The organism is Bacillus sp. CR71, assembly GCF_003429245.1.
Taxonomy (GTDB): domain Bacteria; phylum Bacillota; class Bacilli; order Bacillales; family Bacillaceae_G; genus Bacillus_A; species Bacillus_A thuringiensis_S.
Genome location: NZ_CP031748.1, coordinates 4,923,629 through 4,947,984, shown reverse-complemented (window position 1 = coordinate 4,947,984; position 24,356 = coordinate 4,923,629). Strand labels below are relative to the sequence as shown.

Here is a 24,356-nt window from a genome sequence, read left to right as displayed (position 1 = left end):
TGGAGTCTTGATGCATGTTCGCGTGCATCAAGACTTGTTTCATATTGTATGGAAGGGAGTGGTGATTGAGAGTGAAGAAAATCGTAAGTGTACTAATGGCTATCATTTTGTTAATGAGTATAGCCGGGTGCTCGTCACCAAAAAAAGAAACAGCAAAGCAGGTAAAGAGTGAGAGTAAAGAGCGCGTTGTTGCAACAACAGTGGCTGTTACTGAAATTATGGATGCGTTAGAAGTAGATTTAGTCGGTGTTCCAACAAGTTCTAAAACTTTACCGAAGCGATATAAAGGTTTACCTGAAGTTGGGAATCCAATGAGTCCAGATATGGAAAAGGTAAAGTCATTAAAGCCTTCAGAAGTGTTATCTGTGACAACACTTGAATACGAATTAAAGCCAGTTTTTGATGGTGTGGGTATGAAAGCAAACTTTTTAGATTTAACGAGTTTAAAAAATATGCAAAGTTCTATTAGCGATTTAGGTAAGAAATATGGACGTGAAAAACAGGCTGAAGCAGTAGTAACTAAGTTAGATAAAAAGGTTGCTAGCATTCAAAAGGAAGTAAAAGGAAAGAAAGAACCGACAGTGCTTATTTTATTAGGTGTGCCGGGAAGTTATTTAGTAGCAACAGAGCATTCTTATATTGGAGATTTAGTAAAACAATTAGGTGGTAAAAATATTGTGCAAGGTGAACAAGTAGAATATTTAGCTTCTAATACAGAGTATTTAAAGAAAGCTGATCCAGATATTATTTTACGAGCAGCTCATGGTATGCCTGATGAGGTTGTAAAAATGTTTGATAAAGAATTTAAAACAAATGATATTTGGAAACACTTTGCTGCGGTTAAAAATAACCGTGTTTATGATTTAGAAGAGCGTTTATTTGGAACGACAGGCAATTTAGCAGCAATTGAAGCTTTAGATGAATTGAAAAAAATGATGTATCCGTGATGCATTTTAATATAAAGGAAGAGTAGAATGAATAAAAAAACTTGGAGTTTCCTCATTGTTACTGCATTGCTCATTGTTATGACATCATTGTCAGCGATGAAAGGGAGTTTAGAAGTAGGTATTGTTGAACTTGTACAAGGGATATTTATAGGTGGAAATGAAGATGTTGAAGTCATTAAAGATTTACGTTTCCCTCGTATTATTATTGCGCTGTTCACTGGAGCGGCTCTTGCTGTTTCAGGGGTGCTTTTTCAAGCTGTTATGAAGAATCCACTCGCTGATGCTGGGGTAATCGGTATATCTTCAGGAGCAAGTTTTATGACACTCGTTATTATTACTTTGTTCCCGCAATTCTTTTTCTGGACCCCCGTATTCGCCTTTTTAGGTGGTGCGCTTGCGTGTTATCTCGTTTATTCGTTTTCATGGAAGTCAGGGTTAAGCCCACTTCGCATTATTTTAATTGGTATTGCCATTAATGCGATGTTTACTGGATTAAATGAATCATTCGTTACGATTTGTGGGTATTTTATTAAAAGTATTAAGCAAACGACGACTTCTAACATAACAATGAAGACGTGGGGCGATGTAGAAATAATGGTGACTTATGGAACGATTGGTCTTATTCTTGCTCTGTTCGTAGGAGCTTGGTGTAACTTATTATCGCTACAAGATAAGACTGCGAAAAACTTAGGCTTGCACGTGACGAGAGTTCGTCTTATTATTTCTGCCATTGCAGTACTCTTAGCGGCAGTATCAACAGCGATTGCAGGTGTTATTGCTTTTGTAGGATTGCTAGTTCCGCATATTTCAAGACAATTGGTCGGTTCAGACCATAAAGTATTAATTCCATTTTCTGCTCTTGCAGGGGCGTTATTAATTTTGACGGCGGATACGATTGGAAGGTTAATTGTGCCACCTAATGAAATTCCAGCAGCAACAATTATGGCGGTTATTGGTGGTCCATTCTTAATATTCTTGCTTAGAAAGAGTGATAAAGTTCATGGAAATTAAAAATGTAACCTTTTCATATGATAACGTAACAAATCGTTTAAAGTCTGTTAGTAGTGAAATAGAAATTGGGAAAATTACAACAATCATTGGCCCGAATGGATGCGGGAAATCAACATTACTTAGTGTCATGTCTAGAAATCACGTTCCTAGCAGTGGAGAAGTAATACTTGATGGGAAAGCGATTAGTGAATATAAACCGAAAGAGTTTGCTAGAAAGCTAGCAGTTGTCCACCAACAAAATGAGGCTCCAGCAGATATTACAGTGGAAAAGCTAATAAGCTTTGGGCGTATGCCATATAAAAATATTTTCTCTCCGCAAACAGATGAAGATAGAGAAGCGATAGAGCGTGCACTAGTATGTACGAATTTACAAAGTAAGCGTGATAAGCCAATCTATGCTTTATCCGGTGGAGAGAGGCAGCGAGTTTGGATCGCAATGACATTAGCTCAAAATACACCAATGCTTTTCTTAGATGAACCGACAACCTATTTAGATATTTACTATCAGCTAGAAATATTAGAATTAGTGAAAGAGTTAAATGAAGTGTATGGATTAACGATTGTAATGGTATTACATGATATTAATCAAGCCATTCGTTATAGCGACCATATTATCGTTATGAAAGATGGAGAGATCATTACGAAAGGTAATCCTAATGATGTAATAACAGAAGAGATGGTTAAAGCAATATATGGTGTAGATGTCATTGTAAAACAGGATGAAGATACTGGATTGTATATGGTACCTATGGGAATCTAAAGGCTGAGTATAATCCGTTTTGAGGTGATAATTTGAATAGCAAGAACGGACGGAAAAAGAATTCTTTTTTTCAACGCATACTTACAATTGCGTTTTTAGGAATCTTTTTCTATTCAATGTATGAGTTGGGTGGGATTTTCATGGATTATTATGAAAATCGTAAAGTAATGGCTGAGGCACAACATATTTATAAAAGAAGTCCAATGGAAGAAAAATCGGAAGACGGAGAGGTACGTAAACAGTTTCAGGATCTCCAGAAAATTAATCCAGAGATAGTCGGATGGATTACGATGGATGATACACAAATTAATTATCCAATCGTTCAAGCAAAAGATAATGATTACTATTTATTTCGTAATTATAAAGGTGAAGATATGAGAGCGGGAAGCATTTTTATGGACCATCGTAATGATGTGAAATCTCAAAATCGAAATACGATTTTATATGGCCATCGTATGAAAGACGGTTCTATGTTTGGTAGTTTAAAAAAAATGTTGGATGAAGACTTTTTCATGTCCCATCGTAAATTATATTACGATACATTATTTGAAGGATACGACGTTGAAGTTTTTTCAGTATATACGACAACAACGGACTTTTATTACATTGAAACGGATTTTGAAAATGATGCAGTATATACATCGTTCTTAAAGGAAGTTCAAGAAAAATCACTGTACAAAACGGATACGGAATTGACGGCTAATGATGAAATCGTAACACTTTCTACTTGTGACTATGCGCTTGATCCAGAGGCTGGAAGGCTAGTTATACACGCAAAGTTAGTAAAAAGAAATTAAAGAAAAAAGTATAGAATATGAGAAGTGATAGATAACGCTTCTCATATTCTATACTTTAAAAAAGAACTGTTTTTACTGTGCTGCAGCCATTGGCATACGTACAACTTTTACATCATAGTAAGCAATTTTATTATCAAGAATATATTCTGGCATTCCACCTTGATGTGAGTGAGCATCTTTAAATGCGGCGCTCTTTGTCCAACCTTGGAAATCTTCTTTTGCATTCCATCGAGTGCTAATTGTTACCTCATCATAATCAACTGTATTTTGCGTTAAAAGAACTTCTAGACCTAAAAAGCCTGGCATCGTTTCAACTTTACCTACTTTATTAAAACGCTCAATTAATTTATGTCCATTTCCCTTTGTAATTTTAGCTGTATTTGTAACAATAATCATGTTTATTCCTCCTATAAATGTAGCTATATTTTCAAGAACTCATATACATTAAATGATAATGAAAATCATTATCATTGTCAATGGTAAATGTGAAATATATAATTTTTTTCTATTATTTTGGACAGTGAGATTTCCATTTCAAAACGTAGTAAATATGTGGCGGTTAAGTGCGAGAATGAGCGAGTTGTACTAGCAAAGCAATAATATGGTATAGTGAAACGAGGCTGTTTTTTCGGGCTCGTTTTTTAAATGCTTCCTATAGAGAAAGCATGCAAATGGAAAGGAAGTTATTATATGCGATCAGAAGTAACTATAAAAATAAAACCGAAATTTATAAAAGAAATTAAAAGTGGATATCCACTTATTTTAAAAGATGCAATTCAAAATTTAAACGATGTTCGTGAAGAAGGGACAATCATCAAAGTAGTAGATGAGAAGAACAACTTTGTCGGAAAAGGTTATTATGGAAAACAAAATAAAGGATACGGCTGGATTTTAACGAGAAAAGAGAGTGAACAAATTAATCAATCTTTCTTTGAAAGTAAAATCAAATCTGCCTTACATAAACGAAAACAATTTTATAAATCAAGTGATACGACAGCATTCCGCGCCCTAAACGGTGAAGGTGATGGTCTTGGCGGACTAATTATCGATTATTATGACGGCTACTACGTAGTAAGTTGGTATAGTGAAGGGATTTATACTTTCAGAGATGAGATTATAGCAGCTCTGCAAAAAGTAGCAAACTTTAAAGGCATTTATGAGAAGAAGCGTTTTGATACGAAAGGGAAATATATTGAGGGTGATGATTTCGTAGCAGGAGAGCGCGGTGAGTTCCCGCTTATCGTAAAAGAGAACGGTGTGAACTTCGCTGTTTATTTAAATGACGGGGCAATGGTTGGTGTATTTTTAGATCAACGTAACGTTCGAAAACAAATTCGTGATAAATATGCAAAGGGAAGAACAGTGTTAAATATGTTCTCTTATACAGGTGCTTTCTCTGTATTTGCAGCGCTTGGCGGAGCGAGTAAAACGACGAGTGTTGACCTTGCAAATCGTAGTTTAAGTAAAACGATTGAGCAGTTTAGTGTCAATGAAGTTGATTATGAAGCACAAGATATTATTGTAGAAGATGTATTTCTTTACTTCAAATATGCAGCTAAGAAAAAGATGAAATTTGATATGGTCGTACTTGATCCTCCAAGCTTCGCCCGATCAAAAAAATATACATTTAGTGCAGCAAAAGATTATAAAAATTTATTGAAAGAAACAATTGCTATTACAGAAAATAACGGTATTATCGTTGCTTCTACAAATTGTAGTGCATTCGATATGAAAAAGTTTAAAGGCTTTATCGATACAGCCTTTAAAGAAATGAATGGCAAATATAAAATATTAGAAGAACATTCTTTACCAGAAGATTTCCGTACCATTGATCAATTTAAAGAAGGAGACTATTTAAAAGTAGTTTTCATCGAGAAAATTAAAGGTTAATAAAGAAAAAGGAGCTCGAGTTTACTTGAGCTCCTATTCTTATTGAACGATATTTTGTACTCTACCGACTTGCCCGTCCTGCAATCGCACTTTAATGCCATGTGGATGGGAAGGGGAGTTTGTTAAAATATCTTTTACAATGCCACGTGTTAATTTGCCTGTTCGTTGATCTTGTTTTAATACAATATCAACTTCAAGGCCGGGTGCGATATTAGAACGTTTTTGTCCGTTCATTTACACACCTGTACGTCTACGTTGGTTGTTTGTCTTCTTTGTTTGTTGGTTTTGTAATTTTTTCGTTTCTTGGTTTTGATTTTTTGCATTTTGACCATTTCCATTTCCTTGCTTTTTCTTAGCAAGTTGTTCACGCATTAAATCAGCTAAGCTTACTTTTTTGTTTTCTGACATGATAAGTCTCCTTTATATAAAGTTAATTATGAACAATCGTAGTGAATTTCATCATATCATTGTTAAGGAAGGAAGGGAAGTTGGTTTGAAAATTCATATAACTGTTTCCAGCATTCATTCGTTGCGATACAATTGATATGTTAATGTTTGTAAAAAAAGGGGATAGACATATGTCACATCATATTTTATTAGTTGAAGATGATATTTCAATTCAAGAGATGGTGGAAAAATATTTATTAAAGGAAGGCTTTCAAGTTACGATGGCGTCTGACGGGGAAGCAGGGGTGCAAACCTTTTTTAAATCATCTTTTGATTTAGTGATCCTTGATATAATGATGCCGAAGTTAGACGGATTAGAGGTTGTACGTATTATTCGTGAAAAAAGTGCTGTTCCGATTTTAATGATGTCGGCAAAAGATACAGATGTTGATAAAGCTGTTGGCTTAGGACTTGGAGCAGATGATTACATTTGTAAGCCATTTTCTATGATTGAATTGGCTGCACGTGTAAAAGCAGGGATTCGGCGGTCTACGAAATACTCGGCTACAGAAACAACAGAAAAGATGATTCAGATTGGCGATTTAACAATCGATCCAATTAATTTTACTGTAGAAAAAAACGGGAACCCTCTCAAGCTCACTTTAAAAGAATTTGAGATTTTAAAACTGTTCGTAAAAAATCAAAATCGTGTATTTACAAAAGCGCAAATATATACGTTAGTTTGGAATGAAGAGTATTACGGTGATGATAACGTTATTAATGTTCATATGAGAAGATTGCGTGAGAAAATTGAAAGTGATCCATCTAATCCAGAATATATTAAAACGTTATGGGGCATCGGCTATAAGTTGGAAGTGATGTAATATGGTCAATTTGTTAATAGGTATTATTTTTATATTGTTATGTGTCATTTATATGCAATATAAAATGAGAAAAAATAGTAGTAAAAATTTACGATACACATATGAAAAGTTAGAAAGTATTGTAAATGACAAAACAGGCGAGACGTTACTCGTTATGACAGATGATCTAGAATTGCAAAAATTATTAGTGGCAATTAATCAATTATTAGATGCAAAACAGAAAACGAATGCAGATCATGCCAAAGTAGAAATTTCGATGAGAAAAATGCTTTCAAATATTTCGCATGACTTGAAAACACCACTAACAGTTATTCTTGGATATACAGAAATGTTAAATAAGGATAAAACGATAAGTGAAGAAGAACAACAAATATTACTTGAAAAAGTGCATACGAAAACATTAGAAGTGATGGAGCTAATTCATAAGTTTTTTGATTTGGCAAAATTAGAATCTGGTGACAAAGCAATTGAAATGACAAAAGTAAATATGAATGAAGTTTGCCGCGAGAAGATTTTATCTTTTTATGATTTAGTGACGACGAAAGGTTTTCAGGTTCATATTGATATACCAGAAAGAAATATATACGCACTTGGAAATGTAGAAGTATTAGGCAGAGTATTGAATAATTTAATATCAAATGCAATTACATATGGAGATGATGGAAAGACACTCGGTATGACTTTAAGAGATGATGAAACGAGTGTGTATATAGACGTATGGGATAAAGGAAAAGGAATTGATGAATCTCATATTGATAAAGTGTTTGAGCGAATGTACACACTTGAAGATTCAAGAAATAGATCGTACCAAGGAAGCGGTCTAGGATTAACGATTACGAAACGGCTTGTGGAAGCGATGGACGGAGAAATACATCTTTCTAGTAAGCCCTATGAAAAAACAATTTTTACAGTTGTATTAAAAAAGATGCTGTTTTAGCTTGTAGAGAAGTAAATTCTACAAGCTTTTTTTCAGCGTAAGGAATTTGTAAGGAACGGGTAAGAAAAAAGAGATTTCTGTTGTCTATTATAGAAATATAGAGTATTGCGAAAGGGGAAAGTAACATGACATATATAGTAAAAACAAACCAGTTAACGAAAGTGTTTAAAGGGAAAGAAGTTATTTCCGGTGTTAACATGCATGTGAAAAAAGGAGAAATTTATGGTTTTTTAGGACCAAACGGTGCTGGTAAAACAACGATTATGAAAATGATTACAAATTTAATAAAACCGACGAGTGGTGATATAGAAATTTTCGGTGAGAAATTAACAGATACATCGTATGAAGTATTAAAAAGAATGGGGACAATTATTGAATACCCAATCTTTTATGATAAATTAACGGCGAAAGAAAACTTAGACCTGCATTGTGAATATATGGGCTACTACGATAAAAATGCAATTGACCATGCTTTACATTTAGTGAAACTACAAGGGGTAGATAATAAAAAAGTAAAAGATTTTTCATTAGGAATGAAACAACGACTCGGTATTGCAAGGGCAATCGTGACAAAGCCAGAATTGCTCATTTTAGATGAACCAATTAACGGTTTAGATCCAATTGGCATTAAAGAGTTACGAGACTTATTTAAAATGCTCTGCAAAGAATACGGTATTACATTATTAGTTTCTAGTCATATTTTAGGTGAGATGGAATTAATGGCCGATACAATTGGTGTGATTCAAAATGGAAAACTAATAAAAGAAGTTTCAATGAAGAGTATTAACGGAAAGCAAACAGAGTACATTGAAATCACTGTTCCTGATGTGAAACGTGCAGCTTATATTTTAGAAGATAAACTTGGTATAAAAAACTACAAAATAATGAGTGGAACCATGATTCGTGTGTATGATACGTCAGTGTCTCAGCAGGCCATTTCAAAAGCACTTATTATGAACGATGTGGAAATTGAAAGTATTAATAAGAAACATAGTTCCTTAGAAGAATATTTCTTAAATGTAATGGATGGAGAAGGTATTCATGCTTAATGGACTGTGGCTGAACCTGGTAAGTGGATTTATCGTAATGCTAATAAGTGGAATTTTATATTATAGAAAACCAGAGCGGAAATGGTTGTTAATTCTACTAGTGATAGGAATGTTAAGCTTCGTTACTGCTGGAATTAGAATGTTAGCAGCATAAAGACAGTTATATAAAGAATGGAGGAGTGGTTTGTATGCTTAGATTAATGAAGCCCGAATGGAAGAAACATAAATTATCTAGTTACTTTAAAGGGGTAGCAATTTGTATTATAGCAATTTTCGCTGCAGTAAGCCTTATGGCGTTGGGAATTAAAGCCGAGGGAGACGTGCTCTTCTTTGACTTCACGCAACAAATGGTTTTAATAAACACTTTTATTAGGATAACATTCATTATTTTTAGTTCGGTCATTTTATCACGGTTAGTAATAGACGAGTATAAGAACAAAACAATGCAACTATCGTTTATGTACCCGCTGCAAAGGAAAATGCTAATGAGGGCGAAATTAACAATTGTTTTTTGTTTTTGTTTTGTGAGCACGATTATCGCTACTTTCATTATTAGTTTGCTCGTTTATTTTGTGAGTCCAATGATGGGACTGATTGAAACACCTGCTACGATAGGCGAAATAATAGCTATCGTTCCAGCTACTATTATAAGTGCATTTATGATATCTGGTATAAGTTTAATTCCTTTATTTTTTGGAATGAGAAAGAAATCGACACCTACAACGATTACTTCCGCAGTAATAATTGGTATGCTGATTAGTGGTAACGTTGGGGCTGGAAACGGTCAAGTAAGTATGTTTGATTTTATAGCTATCCCAATTGTGCTCTGTTTATTAGGGATTTTCATTAGTTATCTATCTTATCGTAAAATCGACAAGGTTGATGTGGCATGAAGTAAGCTTAAAACAACAACGAACTGGGGTATGAATGGTGAAAAAGATAATAGTAATTGCAATTTTACTTATTACAATTGCTAGTGTGGTTTTGGGGGTTAAGGTGTTTCAGGGGAAAGGAGGACTATCATGTTACGTCTTATGAAGCTAGAATTGAAAAAGTTTAAGCTTGGCTGGTACGTAAAAGGGGCAGTTATTGCAAATATTACTATACTGGCATTAATGATCTTTACGAGCATCGTTGCTCAAGTAGAAGGTGATCCGGAAATAAGAGATCCGCAGATGATGTTGTTAACGGCTAGTACATTAGTAAGAGCAACATTTATTGTTTTTGGTAGTGTGTTAATCGCAAGGTTAATAATTGGTGAATATAAAAATAAAACAATAATACTTATGTTTTCTTATCCTATTAATCGGAGAAAAATGATGATTAGTAAGTTGGTCATTACAGCGACATTAACATTTATAACAGTTATTGTATCTAACATTTTAATAGTAGGAGTTTTCTTTGGGATAGATAGCTATTTTTCAATTCTTCCTAATCCATTTACAGTAGATCAATTAGTGCAAGAAGGAATAAATCTTGTTCCTTTAGCTATTGCAACTGCGGGAATAAGTTTAATCCCGCTATATTTCGGAATGCGTAAACGTTCAGTGCCAACTACAATTGTTTCATCTATTATTGTTGTGTCAATCGCAATTAATAACCAGCCAATATTTCCGATAGCGACTTTTCTACCTCTTCAATTCACATTTTCAGCGATCGGTATGGTGATTGCTTATTTTGGGATTAAAAATATTGAGAGTGAAGATGCATTATAAAGTTTCACATGAAACAAGTTACAGAAAAAGACAAGATATGTAAACATCTTGTCTTTTTTGTCGTTACATTTTAGGAGCTTCCATTCCAGCCGCAGCCCATTCTTCTTTTGCGGGACCATATACGCCAGGAACTGTTAAGCCGGCTTGTCGCATTAAAACCGTCATTTGCCCGCGGTGGTGATTTTGATGATTAATGAGTGTCATTAAAAATATAGAATTCGGCATAGGGCGACCAAAGAAGTCATTAATAGTAGCTAAGTCTTTATCAGTCCATTTACTTTGAAGTGTTTCAACAAAAGCCGCGTTTACTTTACGGTATTCATCTGCAATTGTTTTTGCAGAAGTTGGAACAGGATAATCTTTCGATTCTCCTTCAAACTTTAGCCCTGTGCCAGATAGTATAACAGGAATTGCCGTCACGATGTGCCAAGCAACTCTTCCTAAAGTCCAATGTTCAGGTGCAATTTCCTGTGATAAAGATGCATCGGTTAATGAATCAAGCATTTTCTGAGTAGACTCTGCTTCGTATGTCCATGATTGTAAAAAGCCTTCAATTGTTTGGTACATTATTGTTATCCCCCTCTACTTATGTTCATAGATTAAGTTCGAGAAGAAATGACAAGTTCCCTTTATGTTTTAATGATGGTATTTAAAATTTTATATATAAATTTTATGATACTATTGAGTGTATATAGAATTATATTAATTTAGGGAGATATTATGAAAAGATTGATTTTAGGAATCATAATTTTATTTTTAATGGTAGGATGTAGCAATGAAACCTATAAAAAAGCAATGGATCAAGGGAAATTGGCGTTAGCGAGTAAAGAATATGACACGGCAGTAGCATCATTTGAGCTAGCATTAGAAGAGAAAAAGGATGATAAAGAAGCAAAGGTATTAAAAGACCAAACTACTAAGATGATAAGTTCGATAAAAGAGAAATCGAGTGGAAATATAGAACAAGCAATAGGTTTGTTTCAAGAAGTAGAAAAGATGAAAGATGGTTCCGCAATCCTTCAAAGTCAAGCGAAAGAACAAAAAGATTCGCTCATAGAGCATAAAGAGTTAAAAGGTCAATATATAGGTCAATTGGAAAAGGCAGAGAAGTTAAAGAATGATAAAAAGTATGAAGAGGCTAAAGGGATAGTAAATAAAATTGTTAACGATACTGGCCAAAATCAACAATTTATTTCGGAAAATCAACGGGCCGAAGAGCTGAATAAGCAAATCGATGGCTTACTAACTCAACAAGCAGAAGTTAAGAAAAAAGAGGAAGAGTTAAAAAATGAAAAGAAAAAAGAGGCTGATATTGGAAAGTTAAAGGGGTCTTGGATGTCATCAGAAAGTACAGACAGGCCAGTTGGGTTGGAAATAGAATCTATTAATAGTGAGAAAACAGGCGGAGAATTTATGGAACATAATATTTTTGGGAAAGGGACTACTATAGGAGACTTTCGAATATTAAGTGTGGACCAAGGGATTATTTCTGTAGAGCTTGTATTTTTAGTGGGGGAAATAAAGCATAAGGCTGATTTGAAAATTGAGGAGAACACATTAACTGTACATCATGAGTTTATGGGGAGTACTAAATCTGTGAAATTAGTGAGATCAGAGTAATTTATCCGGCTATTCGTCGAACAGTAAAACTTCCACCTCAAGATTCGGCTGGAGCAAAGAAGTTAGGTGGGAGATCCACTGCTCATAAAAGTCCGATTGGTGTGGGCTAATAATCAGCGGGGATGAAGAACCCCTCCACTAATTAAAGTTTCACTTTATTTAGTATATAAAAAGGAGGCTTCTAAAACGAAGCCTCCTTTTTAATTAACCTTCTTCCCACTCTTCCTCATCAACCATAAGAAATAAGGTGCTCCAAGTACAGCAACGACAAGTCCAGAAGGAATTTCTTTCGGATATGCAATTGTTCGTCCGAGTAAATCAGCAATGGAAAGAAGGATTGCTCCAAATAGTGCGGAGCAAACGAATAATCTTTGATGATTCATACCAACGACGATTCGTGCTAAGTGTGGCGCAACAAGACCTAGAAAGGCAATTGTACCGACAGCTGCGATATTTACAGATGCAAGTAGTGTTGCTAACACAATGAGGGCAAGGCGCGTTTTATTTACTGGTTGCCCGAGTCCCGTTGCTAAATCGTCTCCAAGTACGAGAACATCAAGTTGTTTTATTAAGAAAAAGATAATGAATACAAGAATTAGCGATGGATATAGAATGATATTTTCTAAGTGATTCCATCCTCTTGCATACGTGCTACCTGATAGCCATGTTAAAGCAGCAGCAACGTTCAAATTTGCTCTAACGATAAAGATTTGAATAATCGCTGAACCGAGAGCTGAAATACCAATTCCTATTAAAGCAAGGGCTGTTGGGCTAAATCCTGATTTCCATGAGAAGAAGAGAACAATTCCAACTGAAAGTAGTCCGCCGATAAATGCACCAATTGGTAGGAAGAAACCAGGAAGTGCGGGAAAGACATACATAATAGTTAAAGCACCAACACCAGCTCCCGATGAAATACCAATAATAGAAGGATCGGCGAGTGGGTTTCGTAATATACCTTGGAAAACAAGCCCACTTATTGCAAGGCATGCGCCAGCAATAGCAGCAACGAGCATTCTTGGTAAACGAAGGTTCATCATCATATTTTTATCAAATTGTGTTAATTGTCCTGATATAACATTTGTAATACTTTCGATATAAGCGTTACTACCGATTGTAACACCAAGAGTAATTGTCACAATGCAAAGTGTGATAGAGATAATGATTACCTTTTTATAAGAGTAATAGCGAGAACTAGCTCCAGCTGCATTCGCTCCGTTATCATTCATATATTGTTTCGATTTCATCATTCGATAGACTAAGTAAATAAGCCAAGGTGATCCAATCATTGCCGTGACTGCTCCGACAGGAAGTTCAGCCCCAGTTGGATCTATTAGTCTACCAACGACATCAGCTCCAAGTAATAGTACAGCTCCCCATAAGAAAGAAGAGAGAAGGAGAGTAAAGTGTTGACGGTAGCCAATAAGACGCATTAAATGTGGTGCAACTAAGCCAACAAATCCAATTGGTCCAACAACAGTTACAATTACTGCTGTTAAAAAGATCGCAGCAATGAAGGCGATAAGACGTGTTACTGCTGTTTTTTCACCAAGAGAAACAGCGACATCATCACCAAGTAAGAGAATGTTGAGTTTACGAGACATAAATAGTAAAACTAGGAAAGAAATAATGATAAATGGAAAAGCAAATTGAACGCCATCCCAGTTATTTTGAATAAGAGATCCAGCTCCCCATAAAAATAAACCAGCTGTTTCATTTTCATAGAAAAGCTGCATCGTTCCAGTAAAGGCAGAAAGCATTAATGTAACGACCATACCAGCTAGTGCCATTCTAAGTGGGGTTCCCTTTTTTCCACCAGAAATACGGTATACAAATAAAGCGGTAATAGCACCGCCGATAAATGTGAAAAGAAGTGAATTAATTTGCAGACCTTTTGGTAAAAAAATTGTAGCCGCTACTAGAAAGAAATATGCGCCAGAGTGAATACCCATTGTACTGGATTCAGCAAGTGGATTTTTCGTTAATGTTTGTAAAATGACCCCAGATGCAGCAAGAGCACCTCCAGCTAAAATGGCAATTACGGCCCTAGGTAATCGAAGCATAATTAAAGTTTGATGCTCTAGTGATTGGTTCGGTGAGATAAGAGCATCAATAATCATACTATAGGAAATGTTTGCTTGACCTTGTCCGATATGAATAAAGAAAAGGAGGAGCAAGAGAGCTGCTCCTCCGAATACAAGACTTGCTCGAAGTGTATGTTGTAGGCTATTCATTGTGTAATCACTTCTTCGCTGTCATTACATCTGCTACTTGTGTTGCTAAAGATGTTGCAGACTCAGGACCACCGAAAATCCAAGTGTCGCCTTTTAATTTATACATTTTGTTTTCTTTTTTGAACTTTAATTCTTCCCAAGCAGGGTTGCCTTTTAGTTGAGTGTCAAAAATGTTATCTTCATCCGCTACAATGTAAATGAAGTTTGAATCTTGTACACTTTGTAATGATTCTACAGTTGTTTGTTTGAAACCATCTGGCTCAGATTTTCCTGCTTCAAAAGTATTTGTTAAACCTAATTTTTTTGTAACTTGTAAAGCTAAAGAATTGTCAGTTAAGATACGGAATGTTGGTACGTTTTTAGCAGTAAATGCTTGTGCCATTGCGATGTTTTTATCTTTTAAGTCTGCTTTCTCAATTTTTGCTTTTGCATCAGCGAAGGCTTTATCCATATCAGCTAATACTTTTTTACCTTCTTCTTCTTTTCCAACTGCTTTTGCAATTTGTTTAAATGTTTCTGTCATTTCAGCAAAGTGATCGTTATTGCTTGTTGATGGATCAAACATAACTGTTGGTGCAATTTGCTCTAATTCATTTTTAATTGCTTTACTACGGAATGAAGCTGTGATAATTAAATCTGGTTTTAAACGGCTAATTTCTTCTAAGTTTGGTTGTTGACGTGTCCCTACATCTACAACATCTTTACTTGGTTTTGTTTTTGTATTTACCCATTTATTATAATTCTTAATGTCTGCCATCCCTACTGGCTGAACACCAAGTGCTAATAAGTCTTCTGAATATACCCACTCAAGTACAACTACTTTTTTCGCTGGTTTATCTAACTTTGTTTCCCCTTCAGCGTGTTTAATTGTTATAGCTTGATTTTTATTGTCCGCTTTTGTTTCCTTTTTCTCCTCTTTTTGCTGTCCGCATCCAACAGCGAATAGAAGAACTACTATGAAAATACTGAGAATTTTCTTCATCTTCTGCCCCCAAATTAAGTGTTTTTTGTAACTAGCACCATAAGTGAAAATGGTTATCAATTACAACACCCAAATCATACTATGAGGATAATTTAAGTGTCAATATTTTTTTAAAATTTTGAATAAAAATAACAAGTTATACGGATTTTTATATATTATAGTTGCTATTTATGAAGAATCAGCCTCTTTACTAAAAAGATTGGCGAATGTGGAAAGTTTAAATGGGAACTTGTCTGTGTACGAAAGCGTAATGTGTATGGTTAATAATCTGTGGAGATGGGGCGAAAGTACAAGCAAAAGGAGAGTGAATCGCATGTAATAATTACTAGAATGTATGGAGGAAATCTGTGTTTTATCCCCCACTAGGCTAAGTATTTCTTTGTTATTTAGATAGGTGTTTTTTGATTCGGTGATTGCGCTAAAAAGATCGAATGTAAAGGAAGTGATCAACATGTCTTCATGGAGTAATAACATAAATGGATATTGTGGGTGTAATAATCAAAATGGTGTACATGTTGATTCATGCTGTTTTAGTTGCGATGGGACAGTTCCTAAGGTTGGTCCAACCGGTCCGACGGGAGCGACAGGAATAACAGGAGCAACAGGCTCAACGGGAGCGACAGGAGTAACAGGCGACACAGGGGCAACGGGAGCGACAGGAGTAACAGGAGCGACGGGAGTAACAGGCGATACAGGTCCAACGGGAGCGACAGGAATAACAGGGGCAACGGGAGCGACAGGAATAACAGGAGCAACAGGCCCAACGGGAGCGACAGGAGTAACAGGCGATACAGGGGCAACGGGAGCGACAGGCCCAACAGGAGCAACAGGCACAAGTATAACGGCAACATACGCATTTGCAAATAATACGTCGGGAACAGCAATATCGGTACTACTAGGTGGAACAAATGTCCCGCTTCCAAACAATCAGAATATCGGTCCAGGTATTACAGTGTCTGGGGGGAACACAGTATTTACGGTTGCAAATGCAGGGAACTATTATATTTCATATACAATTAATATAACCGCTTCATTATTAGTTAGTTCACGAATTACAATTAATGGGGCACCGCTTGCTGGGACTATTAATTCTCCTGCATTAGCAACGACATCATTTAGTGCGACAATTATTACGACCCTTGCGGCGGGGAGTGCAATTAGTTTGCAATTATTTGGTTTGTTAGCTGTTGCGACATTATCAACAACTACCCCAGGAGCGGTATTAACGATTATAAGATTAAGTTAATGACAAACTCTCTTACTCTTTTAAGATTAGGAGAGTTTCTACATATAATAAGAAGTTAATGAAGTAAAGCATAGTTATAAAAAAGTCAGAATATTATGATTGTAACGCTATGGTGACTATAATATAATGAAAATAACCATCATGAATGAACATTCATTTATCCCGCATTAACGGGCAGTAAGATCCCGCCTCAAAATTCAGCGAAAGTAAAGAAGTTAGCTGGGTGATTAACTGCCCGTAAAATCCCGATTGGTGTGGGCTAATAATCAGTGGGGCTGAAAAATCCCCACTGATTAAAGTTTCACTTTATTTTTTATGTATTTGAAGGGGGAATGAAGGTGGAAAAAACATGGTTGAAAAGTTATCCAGAGGAAATTCCTAGTACGATTTCTTATGATATTCAGCCACTTCATGGATATGTAGAACAGATGGCTTCTCGCTACCCAGAAAAGAAAGCGCTTCACTTTTTAGGGAAGGATATTACGTTTTCGGACTTCCATGATAAGGTGAAGAGGTTTGCAAATTATCTTCAAAAGCTCGGTGTGGAAAAGGGTGATCGAGTTGCTATTATGTTGCCGAATTGTCCGCAAGCTGTAATTGGTTATTACGGTACATTACTTGCGGGAGGTATCGTAGTACAAACCAATCCACTGTATACAGAAAGGGAATTAGAATATCAGCTTCATGACTCGGGAGCAAAAGTAATTCTTTGTCTCGATTTAGTGTTTCCAAGAGTAACGAATGTTCAATCTGCTACAAAAATTGAGCATATTATCGTAACTCGTATTGCAGACTTTTTACCATTCCCTAAAAATCTATTGTATCCATTTGTGCAGAAAAAACAGTCGAATTTAGTTGTGAAAGTATCAGAGAGTGAAACGATTCATCTTTGGAATTCAGTAGAAAAAGAAGTGAATACGAATGTTGAGGTGCCTTGTGATCCTGAAAATGATCTAGCTCTTTTACAGTACACAGGAGGAACAACCGGATTTCCGAAAGGAGTTATGTTAACGCATAAAAACCTCGTCTCTAACACGTTAATGGGAGTTCAATGGTTATATAATTGCAAAGAAGGAGAAGAAGTCGTTCTTGGGGTTCTTCCATTTTTCCATGTTTATGGTATGACAGCTGTTATGAATTTAAGTATTATGCAAGGATACAAAATGGTCCTTATTCCAAAGTTTGATATGAAAATGGTTTTTGAAGCGATTAAGAAGCATAAAGTGACATTGTTTCCAGGGGCACCAACTATTTATATCGCTCTTTTAAATAGTCCGCTTTTAAAAGAATACGATATTTCTTCTATTCGTGCTTGTATTAGTGGATCAGCACCACTGCCAGTAGAAGTACAGGAAAAGTTCGAAAAAGTTACAGGTGGTAAACTAGTAGAGGGATATGGTTTAACAGAATCATCTCCGGTTACACATAGTAATTTTTTATGGGAAAAGCGAGTGCCGGGTAGCATTGGAGTTCCGTGGCCAGATACAGAGGCAATCATTATGTCACTTGAAACTGGTGAGGCATTACCACCAGGAGAAATAGGGGAAATTGTAGTGAAAGGTCCTCAAATTATGAAAGGATACTGGAATAAGCCAGAGGAAACAGCGGCTGTATTGCAAGATGGCTGGCTCCATACAGGTGACGTTGGATACATGGATGAAGATGGATTCTTCTATGTAAAAGATCGCAAGAAAGATATGATTGTCGCGAGTGGATTTAATGTGTATCCTCGTGAAGTTGAAGAAGTATTATATGAGCATGAAAAAGTGCAAGAAGTAGTGACAATTGGAGTTCCAGATCCGTACAGAGGAGAGACAGTTAAAGCATTTGTTGTGTTAAAAGAAGGTACGGAGTGCTCTGAGGAAGAATTAAATCAGTTTGCACGTAAATATTTAGCGGCTTATAAAGTGCCGAAAGTATATGAGTTTAGAGATGAATTGCCGAAAACGACAGTAGGGAAAATTTTACGCCGTGTTTTAATGGATGAAGAGAAGAGAAAGAATGAGGATGAGCAAACGGGCTAAGGCCCTTTCTTTTTGAAAAAATAGGATTGACACTTTTCTAAATAGTCAGTATTATAAGAATATGAATGACTATTCATTCAGTCATCTTCTTGAAGGGGACAGTAAAGTGAAGAAAAATAGACCGAAATACAATCAAATTATTGATGCGGCAGTCATTGTGATTGCGGAGAATGGGTACCACCAAGCGCAAGTTTCTAAAATCGCAAAGCAAGCTGGGGTAGCTGATGGCACGATTTATTTATATTTTAAAAATAAAGAAGATATATTAATATCCTTATTCCAAGAGAAGATGGGAGATTTTGTCGAAACAATTCGTCAAAAAACAGCAGGAATTGAAAGCGCTGTATCGAAGTTATTCATGTTGGTAGAAACGCACTTCTTGCTGTTGTCACAAAATGATCCCCTTGCTATCGTTACGCAATTAGAGCTCAGGCAGTCCAATCAAGACTTGCGCCTTAAAATAAATGAAGTATTAAAAGGCTACTTACAAGTTATGGATGAGATTTTAGAGACTGGTATAAAACAAGGTGAATTTCAAGCAGATTTAAATGTTCGCGTGGCAAGACAAATGATCTTTGGAACAGTAGATGAAGTTGTGACCAATTGGGTAATGAGCGATCATAAGTATGATCTGGTCGCACTTTCAAAAACGGTACATGGGCTACTCATTGCAGCTTGTGGTTATCGTCAATAATGGGAGGGATCATGTTGAAATTCCTATCTGTAAGAGTTGAAGATCATATCGCGGTGGCGACGTTAAATCATGCACCAGCAAATGCGATGTCTTCACAAGTTATGCATGACGTTACTGAATTAATTGATCAAGTGGAAAAGGATGATAACATTCGTGTTGTTGTTATTCACGGTGAAGGACGTTTCTTCTCAGCAGGAGCAGATATTAAAGAATTTACATCTGTTACTGAAGCGAAGCAAGCAACAGAATTAGCACAGCTTGGACAAGTTACGTTTGAGCGTGTTGAAAAATGTTCAAAACCAGTTATTGCGGCAATTCATGGAGCGGCACTGGGCGGCGGCCTTGAGTTTGCTATGTCTTGCCACATGCGCTTTGCAACTGAAAGTGCAAAACTTGGTTTACCTGAATTAACACTTGGATTAATTCCTGGCTTTGCAGGTACACAGCGCTTACCACGTTATGTTGGGAAAGCAAAAGCTTGTGAAATGATGTTAACAAGTACACCAATTACTGGTGCAGAAGCATTGAAATGGGGACTTGTTAACGGATTGTTCTCTGAAGAATCACTTTTAGATGATACGCTTAAAGTCGCAAAACAAATTGCTGGAAAAAGTCCAGCAACAACTCGTGCTGTACTAGAGTTATTGCAAACGACCAAATCGTCTCATTACTATGAAGGTGTACAACGTGAATCACAAATTTTTGGTGAAGTATTTACGAGTGAAGATGGAAGAGAAGGTGTAGCTGCATTTTTAGAAAAGCGTAAACCTTCATTTAGTGGCAGGTAGTTCAATTATTTTTTTAATATAAATTAACAGAAAATTAAAATTGATAGAATCTTTCTGAAAAACAAGGGGGTAAATGGAATGAACATCTACGTACTCATGAAACGAACATTTGATACAGAAGAAAAAATCGTAATTAAAAACGGTGCAATTTACGATGGCGAAGCGGAATTCATCATCAACCCTTACGATGAATATGCAATTGAAGAAGCAATTCAAGTAAGAGACGCACAAGGTGGAGAAGTTACAGTTGTAACAGTCGGTGGCGAAGATAGTGAGAAAGAACTTCGTACTGCATTAGCGATGGGCTGTGATAAAGCGGTATTAATTAATATTGAAGATGATGTAGAAAATGGTGACCAGTTCACGACAGCAAAAGTGCTTGCTGAATATTTAAAAGATAAAGATGCAGATCTAATTTTAGGTGGAAACGTTGCAATTGATGGTGCATCTGGACAAGTAGGTCCACGCGTAGCTGAAGCGTTAAATATTCCGTATGTAACGACAATTACAAAACTTGAAATTGACGGTACAAATGTGAAGATTGAGCGTGATGTTGAAGGTGATACAGAAGTGATTGCAACTTCATTACCAGTGTTAGTAACAGCACAGCAAGGTTTAAATGAACCTCGTTATCCATCGCTTCCAGGTATTATGAAAGCGAAGAAAAAGCCACTAGAAGAATTAGAATTAGATGATTTAGATTTAGAAGAAGATGATGTGGAAGCAAAGACAAAAACAATTGAAATCTATTTGCCTCCTAAGAAAGATGCAGGAAAAGTGTTACAAGGCGAGCTGCAAGATCAAGTAAAAGAACTTGTATCGTTGCTCCATACAGAAGCGAAAGTAATCTAATAAAATACGAAATTATATATGCAGGAGGGAAAATCTATGGCTCGTAAAGTATTAGTAATGGGTGAAGTTCGTGATGGATCGCTACGTAACGTTTCGTTTGAAGCGGTAGCAGCAGCAAAAACAATTGCAGAAGGCGGTGAAGTAGTAGGTCTTCTAGTTGGAGACAGCGTTGCCTCTTTTGCAAATGAATTGATTCATTACGGTGCAGATCGCGTTGTGACAGTTGAAAATGATAAATTAAAATCATATACATCTGATGGTTATGCACAAGCGTTTTTAGCTGTACATGCTGAAGAAAATCCAGAAGGTATTGTCTTTGGACATACAGCACTTGGTAAAGATTTATCACCAAAATTAGCAGCGAAGCTTGAAGCTGGTTTAGTTTCTGACGTAACTGCTTTAGAGGTTGAAGGTGGAAATGTTATCTTCACTCGTCCGATTTACTCTGGTAAAGCATTCGAGAAGAAGATTGTAACAGACGGCATCTTATTTGCGACAGTGCGTCCAAATAACATTGCAACTCTGGAAAAAGATGAGTCTCGCAGCGGTGACGTATCTTCTATTACAGTTGATGTGAAAGATTTACGTACAATCATTCAGGATGTTGTCCGTAAAACAGCAGAAGGTGTTGATCTTTCTGAAGCGAAAGTTATTATCGCTGGCGGACGCGGTGTGAAGAGTGAAGAAGGATTTAAACCATTAAAAGAGTTAGCTGACGTACTAGGCGGCGCTGTTGGGGCATCTCGTGGTGCTTGTGACGCTGAATACTGTGAGTACTCATTACAAATTGGTCAAACTGGTAAAGTTGTTACGCCAGACTTATACATTGCATGTGGTATTTCTGGTGCGATTCAGCATTTAGCAGGTATGTCTAACTCAAAAATAATCGTTGCGATTAATAAAGATCCAGAAGCAAGTATCTTCAAAGTAGCTGACTACGGTATTGTCGGTGACTTGTTCGAAGTTGTACCTCTTTTAACAGAAGAGTTTAAAAAGTTAAAAGTACATTCATGATTTAAGTACCCTTGAGTTCCAAGTGAAGTACCCCTATATATAGAAAAAGGTGAGAGATCCCCTGTCTCTCATCTTTTTAGTATTTAATCCGTATTTTTATATAGTATAAAGGAACATTTTTTTGTTACAATACATAACGATACATATTATTCGCCACGTATATAAGTTAATGATATACTCTTGGTAGAATATACTTGAAGGAGGAAATAAAATGGCAATTGTAAACGCAAATGACCAAAGCTTCGCAGCTGAAACTAGCGAAGGTGTTGTATTATTAGATTTCTGGGCACCTTGGTGTGGACCTTGTAAAATGATCGCTCCTGTATTAGAGGAAATCGATGCAGAATTAGGCGAAAAAGTAAAAGTAGTAAAAGTAGATGTTGATGAAAACCAAGAAACTGCTCGTCAATTCGAAGTAATGAGTATTCCAGCTCTTTTCGTATTAAAAGACGGTAAAGTAGTTGATCAAGCGTTAGGTTACAAACCGAAAGAAGCGTTAGTAGAATTAGTTTCTAAACACTTCTAAAATAAAAAAAGCTACCAAATGGTAGCTTTTTTTATTTTCTTTTTTAGATCCTTTCCGTTACAATAAAGGAACGTATGTTGGGTGTTTTGGCATAGTATGTTTTCAAGTGAAAATAAAAATGCTAAGCATGTAGAAATGGAGGGAGACGAGTGCACGAACATTTGAAAGAAAAGTTGGCTATTTTACCAGATCAACCTGGTTGTTATTTAATGAAAGATAAGCAAGGAACGGTTATATATGTCGGAAAGGCAAAAGTGCTTAAAAATCGTGTGCGCTCGTACTTTACTGGTTCACATGATGGGAAAACACTGCGGCTTGTAGGAGAAATTGTTGATTTTGAATATATTGTAACCTCTTCGAATTTAGAAGCACTTATTTTAGAGTTAAATCTAATTAAAAAATATGATCCGAAATATAATATTCAATTAAAAGATGATAAAACATATCCTTTTATTAAAATTACAGCGGAGAAACAACCGCGCTTACTCATTACTCGAAATGTAAAAAAGGATAAAGGAAAGTATTTTGGTCCTTATCCAAATGCACAATCTGCTCATGAAACGAAAAAACTGCTAGATCGTATGTATCCACTTCGGAAATGCACGAATATGCCAGATAAAGTTTGTTTGTATTATCATATGGATCAATGTCTAGCGCCTTGTGTGAAAGAAGTGACGGAAGAACAAAATAAAGAAATTGTAGATGAAATTATTAAGTTTTTAAATGGTGGGCATAAAGAAGTTCGTTCAGAATTAGAAATAAAAATGTATGAGGCCTCAGAGAAACTAGAGTTTGAACGTGCAAAAGAGTTGCGTGATCAAATTGCTCATATTGATGCGATTATGGAAAAACAAAAGATGATTATGAGTGACTTAGTGGATCGCGATGTGTTTGGATATGCAGTGGATAAAGGATGGATGTGTGTTCAAGTTTTCTTCGTTCGAAAAGGCAAGCTAATTGAACGTGATGTTTCTATGTTTCCGATTTACGATGAACCAGAAGAGGGCTTTTTAACGTTTATCGGCCAATTTTATGAAAACAGTAGTCATTTTAAGCCGAAGGAAATTGTCGTTCCAGGAAGTATAGACTCGGAATTAGTAGAGCGCTTTTTAGAAGTGGAAGCGACACAGCCGAAACGTGGTAAGAAAAAAGACCTTGTAGAATTAGCAAATAAAAACGCAAAAATTGCTCTTGAAGAGAAGTTTTACTTAATCGAACGTGATGAAGAACGAACGATTAAAGCGGTAGATCATTTAGGAAAGCAGCTTGGAATTGAAACACCGTATCGTATTGAAGCGTTTGATAACTCAAATATTCAAGGAACAAATCCCGTTTCTGCAATGATTGCTTTTATCGATGGGAAACCAGCGAAGAAAGAATATAGGAAATATAAAATTAAAACGGTTCAAGGGCCAGATGATTATGAGTCTATGAGGGAAGTTGTGAGACGCCGTTATACAAGGGCGCTTAAAGAAAATTTACCTTTACCGGATTTGATTATTATTGATGGCGGAAAAGGCCACTTGGCGGCTGCAAGTGATATTTTAGAGGATGAGCTCGGATTATATATTCCGATGGCAGGTCTTGTAAAAGATGACAAACATAAAACCTCCCATTTAATTATTGGAGATCCCCCGGAACCTGTGGTGCTTGAGAGAAATAGCCAAGAATTTTATTTATTGCAGCGTATTCAAGACGAGGTGCATCGATTTGCGATTACATTCCATCGTCAATTACACGGGAAATCTGTCATTCAATCAGCATTGGATGACATTCCAGGAATCGGTGATAAACGGAAAAAGGTATTGTTAAAACATTTTGGTTCATTAAAGAAGATGAAAGAAGCTTCTGTAGCAGAATTTGTCGAAGCAGGTATGCCAAAAAATGTTGCAGAGACGATTTATACGTATTTAACAGATAAGAAGACGTTGTAGTTTACAATGTCTTCTATTTTTTGTTATAATTTCTGAAGATTTAAAATAAATTGACGTGAATGAAA

Annotated in this window: 26 protein-coding genes; 20 read left to right on the top strand and 6 right to left on the bottom strand. The window is 36.1% G+C overall.

Features of this window, described 5'->3' with window-relative positions; all coding sequences use genetic code 11:
• Positions 1-65 precede the first annotated feature (65 nt).
• Genes isdE through srtB form a run of 4 tightly spaced genes read left to right on the top strand, consistent with a single transcriptional unit; the run spans position 66 to position 3,515 of the window.
• Positions 66-947, top strand: coding sequence for a heme ABC transporter substrate-binding protein IsdE (gene isdE / locus DOS87_RS24900; RefSeq protein WP_001264109.1), 882 nt, complete (start codon positions 66-68; stop codon positions 945-947).
• Between the two features lie 27 nt (positions 948-974).
• Positions 975-1,958 carry a FecCD family ABC transporter permease gene (locus DOS87_RS24895; RefSeq protein ID WP_001036829.1) on the top strand — a complete coding sequence of 328 codons (984 nt, stop codon included), beginning with the start codon at positions 975-977 and terminating at the stop codon, positions 1,956-1,958.
• Positions 1,948-2,718 (top strand): ABC transporter ATP-binding protein, encoded by a 771-nt coding sequence (locus DOS87_RS24890; RefSeq protein ID WP_000403765.1) that lies wholly within the window; start codon positions 1,948-1,950, stop codon positions 2,716-2,718. The genes DOS87_RS24895 and DOS87_RS24890 overlap by 11 nt, the downstream gene beginning before the upstream one ends.
• A gap of 32 nt (positions 2,719-2,750) precedes the next feature.
• Positions 2,751-3,515, top strand: coding sequence for a class B sortase (gene srtB / locus DOS87_RS24885; RefSeq protein ID WP_002162479.1), 765 nt, complete (start codon positions 2,751-2,753; stop codon positions 3,513-3,515).
• 72 nt (positions 3,516-3,587) lie between these two features.
• Here the strand turns inward: srtB and isdG are convergent, their stop codons facing one another.
• Positions 3,588-3,911: a heme oxygenase gene (gene isdG / locus DOS87_RS24880; RefSeq protein WP_000587818.1), complete on the bottom strand. Its 324-nt coding sequence runs from the start codon at positions 3,909-3,911 to the stop codon at positions 3,588-3,590.
• A 294-nt stretch (positions 3,912-4,205) separates the two neighbouring features.
• Here isdG and DOS87_RS24875 point away from each other — a divergent pair, with 294 nt between their 5' ends.
• Positions 4,206-5,405 carry a class I SAM-dependent rRNA methyltransferase gene (locus DOS87_RS24875; RefSeq protein WP_001255945.1) on the top strand — a complete coding sequence of 400 codons (1,200 nt, stop codon included), beginning with the start codon at positions 4,206-4,208 and terminating at the stop codon, positions 5,403-5,405.
• A gap of 39 nt (positions 5,406-5,444) precedes the next feature.
• Here DOS87_RS24875 and DOS87_RS24870 read toward each other — a convergent pair whose 3' ends face one another.
• Both DOS87_RS24870 and DOS87_RS24865 read right to left on the bottom strand, forming a co-directional pair.
• A complete protein-coding gene (locus DOS87_RS24870) occupies positions 5,445-5,639 on the bottom strand; it encodes a YwbE family protein (RefSeq protein ID WP_001014310.1) in 195 nt (64 codons plus the stop codon).
• Entirely contained in the window at positions 5,640-5,813 is a 174-nt protein-coding gene (locus DOS87_RS24865; RefSeq protein WP_001293576.1) for a hypothetical protein, read from the bottom strand.
• Positions 5,814-5,983: 170 nt separating this feature from the next.
• On the opposite strand from DOS87_RS24865, the gene DOS87_RS24860 reads away from it, so the two are divergent.
• The 6 genes from DOS87_RS24860 (at position 5,984) to DOS87_RS24835 (ending at position 10,377) form a co-directional block, all read left to right on the top strand.
• Positions 5,984-6,676 carry a response regulator transcription factor gene (locus tag DOS87_RS24860; protein ID WP_000018046.1) on the top strand — a complete coding sequence of 231 codons (693 nt, stop codon included), beginning with the start codon at positions 5,984-5,986 and terminating at the stop codon, positions 6,674-6,676.
• 1 nt (position 6,677) lies between these two features.
• A complete protein-coding gene (locus DOS87_RS24855) occupies positions 6,678-7,613 on the top strand; it encodes a HAMP domain-containing histidine kinase (protein WP_000247674.1) in 936 nt (311 codons plus the stop codon).
• Positions 7,614-7,738: 125 nt separating this feature from the next.
• Positions 7,739-8,662, top strand: coding sequence for an ABC transporter ATP-binding protein (locus tag DOS87_RS24850; protein WP_000221121.1), 924 nt, complete (start codon positions 7,739-7,741; stop codon positions 8,660-8,662).
• Positions 8,655-8,816 (top strand): hypothetical protein, encoded by a 162-nt coding sequence (locus DOS87_RS24845; RefSeq protein WP_000931814.1) that lies wholly within the window; start codon positions 8,655-8,657, stop codon positions 8,814-8,816. The genes DOS87_RS24850 and DOS87_RS24845 overlap by 8 nt, the downstream gene beginning before the upstream one ends.
• 34 nt (positions 8,817-8,850) lie before the next feature.
• Positions 8,851-9,555, top strand: a complete 705-nt coding sequence (locus DOS87_RS24840) for an ABC transporter permease (RefSeq protein WP_208730134.1) — start codon at positions 8,851-8,853, stop codon at positions 9,553-9,555.
• Between the two features lie 129 nt (positions 9,556-9,684).
• The gene (locus DOS87_RS24835) at positions 9,685-10,377 is read left to right on the top strand and encodes an ABC transporter permease (protein ID WP_000945188.1); all 693 of its coding nucleotides are present in this window, start codon (positions 9,685-9,687) and stop codon (positions 10,375-10,377) included.
• Positions 10,378-10,440: 63 nt separating this feature from the next.
• On the opposite strand, the gene DOS87_RS24830 is transcribed toward DOS87_RS24835, so the two are convergent.
• Positions 10,441-10,944 carry a DinB family protein gene (locus tag DOS87_RS24830; RefSeq protein ID WP_000284973.1) on the bottom strand — a complete coding sequence of 168 codons (504 nt, stop codon included), beginning with the start codon at positions 10,942-10,944 and terminating at the stop codon, positions 10,441-10,443.
• Between the two features lie 153 nt (positions 10,945-11,097).
• On the opposite strand from DOS87_RS24830, the gene DOS87_RS24825 reads away from it, so the two are divergent.
• Positions 11,098-11,997 (top strand): tetratricopeptide repeat protein, encoded by a 900-nt coding sequence (locus DOS87_RS24825; protein WP_081143665.1) that lies wholly within the window; start codon positions 11,098-11,100, stop codon positions 11,995-11,997.
• A gap of 200 nt (positions 11,998-12,197) precedes the next feature.
• Here the strand turns inward: DOS87_RS24825 and fhuB are convergent, their stop codons facing one another.
• Positions 12,198-14,231 (bottom strand): Fe(3+)-hydroxamate ABC transporter permease FhuB, encoded by a 2,034-nt coding sequence (fhuB, locus tag DOS87_RS24820; RefSeq protein WP_208730133.1) that lies wholly within the window; start codon positions 14,229-14,231, stop codon positions 12,198-12,200.
• A 7-nt stretch (positions 14,232-14,238) separates the two neighbouring features.
• Positions 14,239-15,213 (bottom strand): ABC transporter substrate-binding protein, encoded by a 975-nt coding sequence (locus DOS87_RS24815; RefSeq protein ID WP_000722824.1) that lies wholly within the window; start codon positions 15,211-15,213, stop codon positions 14,239-14,241.
• Positions 15,214-15,664: 451 nt separating this feature from the next.
• Between DOS87_RS24815 and DOS87_RS24810 the strand changes: the two genes are divergently transcribed.
• The 8 genes from DOS87_RS24810 to uvrC all read left to right on the top strand — a co-directional run bounded on the left by DOS87_RS24810 (position 15,665) and on the right by uvrC (position 24,291).
• Positions 15,665-16,459, top strand: a complete 795-nt coding sequence (locus tag DOS87_RS24810; RefSeq protein WP_199669628.1) for a BclA C-terminal domain-containing protein — start codon at positions 15,665-15,667, stop codon at positions 16,457-16,459.
• Positions 16,460-16,797: 338 nt separating this feature from the next.
• Complete coding sequence (locus DOS87_RS24805) at positions 16,798-18,483, top strand: long-chain-fatty-acid--CoA ligase (RefSeq protein WP_000416318.1); 1,686 nt, start codon at positions 16,798-16,800, stop codon at positions 18,481-18,483.
• A gap of 61 nt (positions 18,484-18,544) precedes the next feature.
• A complete protein-coding gene (locus DOS87_RS24800) occupies positions 18,545-19,177 on the top strand; it encodes a fatty acid metabolism transcriptional regulator FadR (RefSeq protein WP_002008659.1) in 633 nt (210 codons plus the stop codon).
• Between the two features lie 11 nt (positions 19,178-19,188).
• A complete protein-coding gene (locus tag DOS87_RS24795; protein ID WP_000911292.1) occupies positions 19,189-19,965 on the top strand; it encodes an enoyl-CoA hydratase in 777 nt (258 codons plus the stop codon).
• 78 nt (positions 19,966-20,043) lie between these two features.
• A complete protein-coding gene (gene etfB, locus DOS87_RS24790; RefSeq protein WP_001029028.1) occupies positions 20,044-20,817 on the top strand; it encodes an electron transfer flavoprotein subunit beta in 774 nt (257 codons plus the stop codon).
• Between the two features lie 36 nt (positions 20,818-20,853).
• On the top strand, positions 20,854-21,831 hold the full coding sequence (etfA, locus tag DOS87_RS24785; RefSeq protein WP_000101957.1) for an electron transfer flavoprotein subunit alpha: 978 nt from the start codon (positions 20,854-20,856) through the stop codon (positions 21,829-21,831).
• A gap of 211 nt (positions 21,832-22,042) precedes the next feature.
• Complete coding sequence (gene trxA / locus DOS87_RS24780; protein ID WP_001018943.1) at positions 22,043-22,357, top strand: thioredoxin; 315 nt, start codon at positions 22,043-22,045, stop codon at positions 22,355-22,357.
• Between the two features lie 149 nt (positions 22,358-22,506).
• Positions 22,507-24,291: an excinuclease ABC subunit C gene (uvrC, locus tag DOS87_RS24775; protein ID WP_000544289.1), complete on the top strand. Its 1,785-nt coding sequence runs from the start codon at positions 22,507-22,509 to the stop codon at positions 24,289-24,291.
• Positions 24,292-24,356 lie beyond the last annotated feature (65 nt).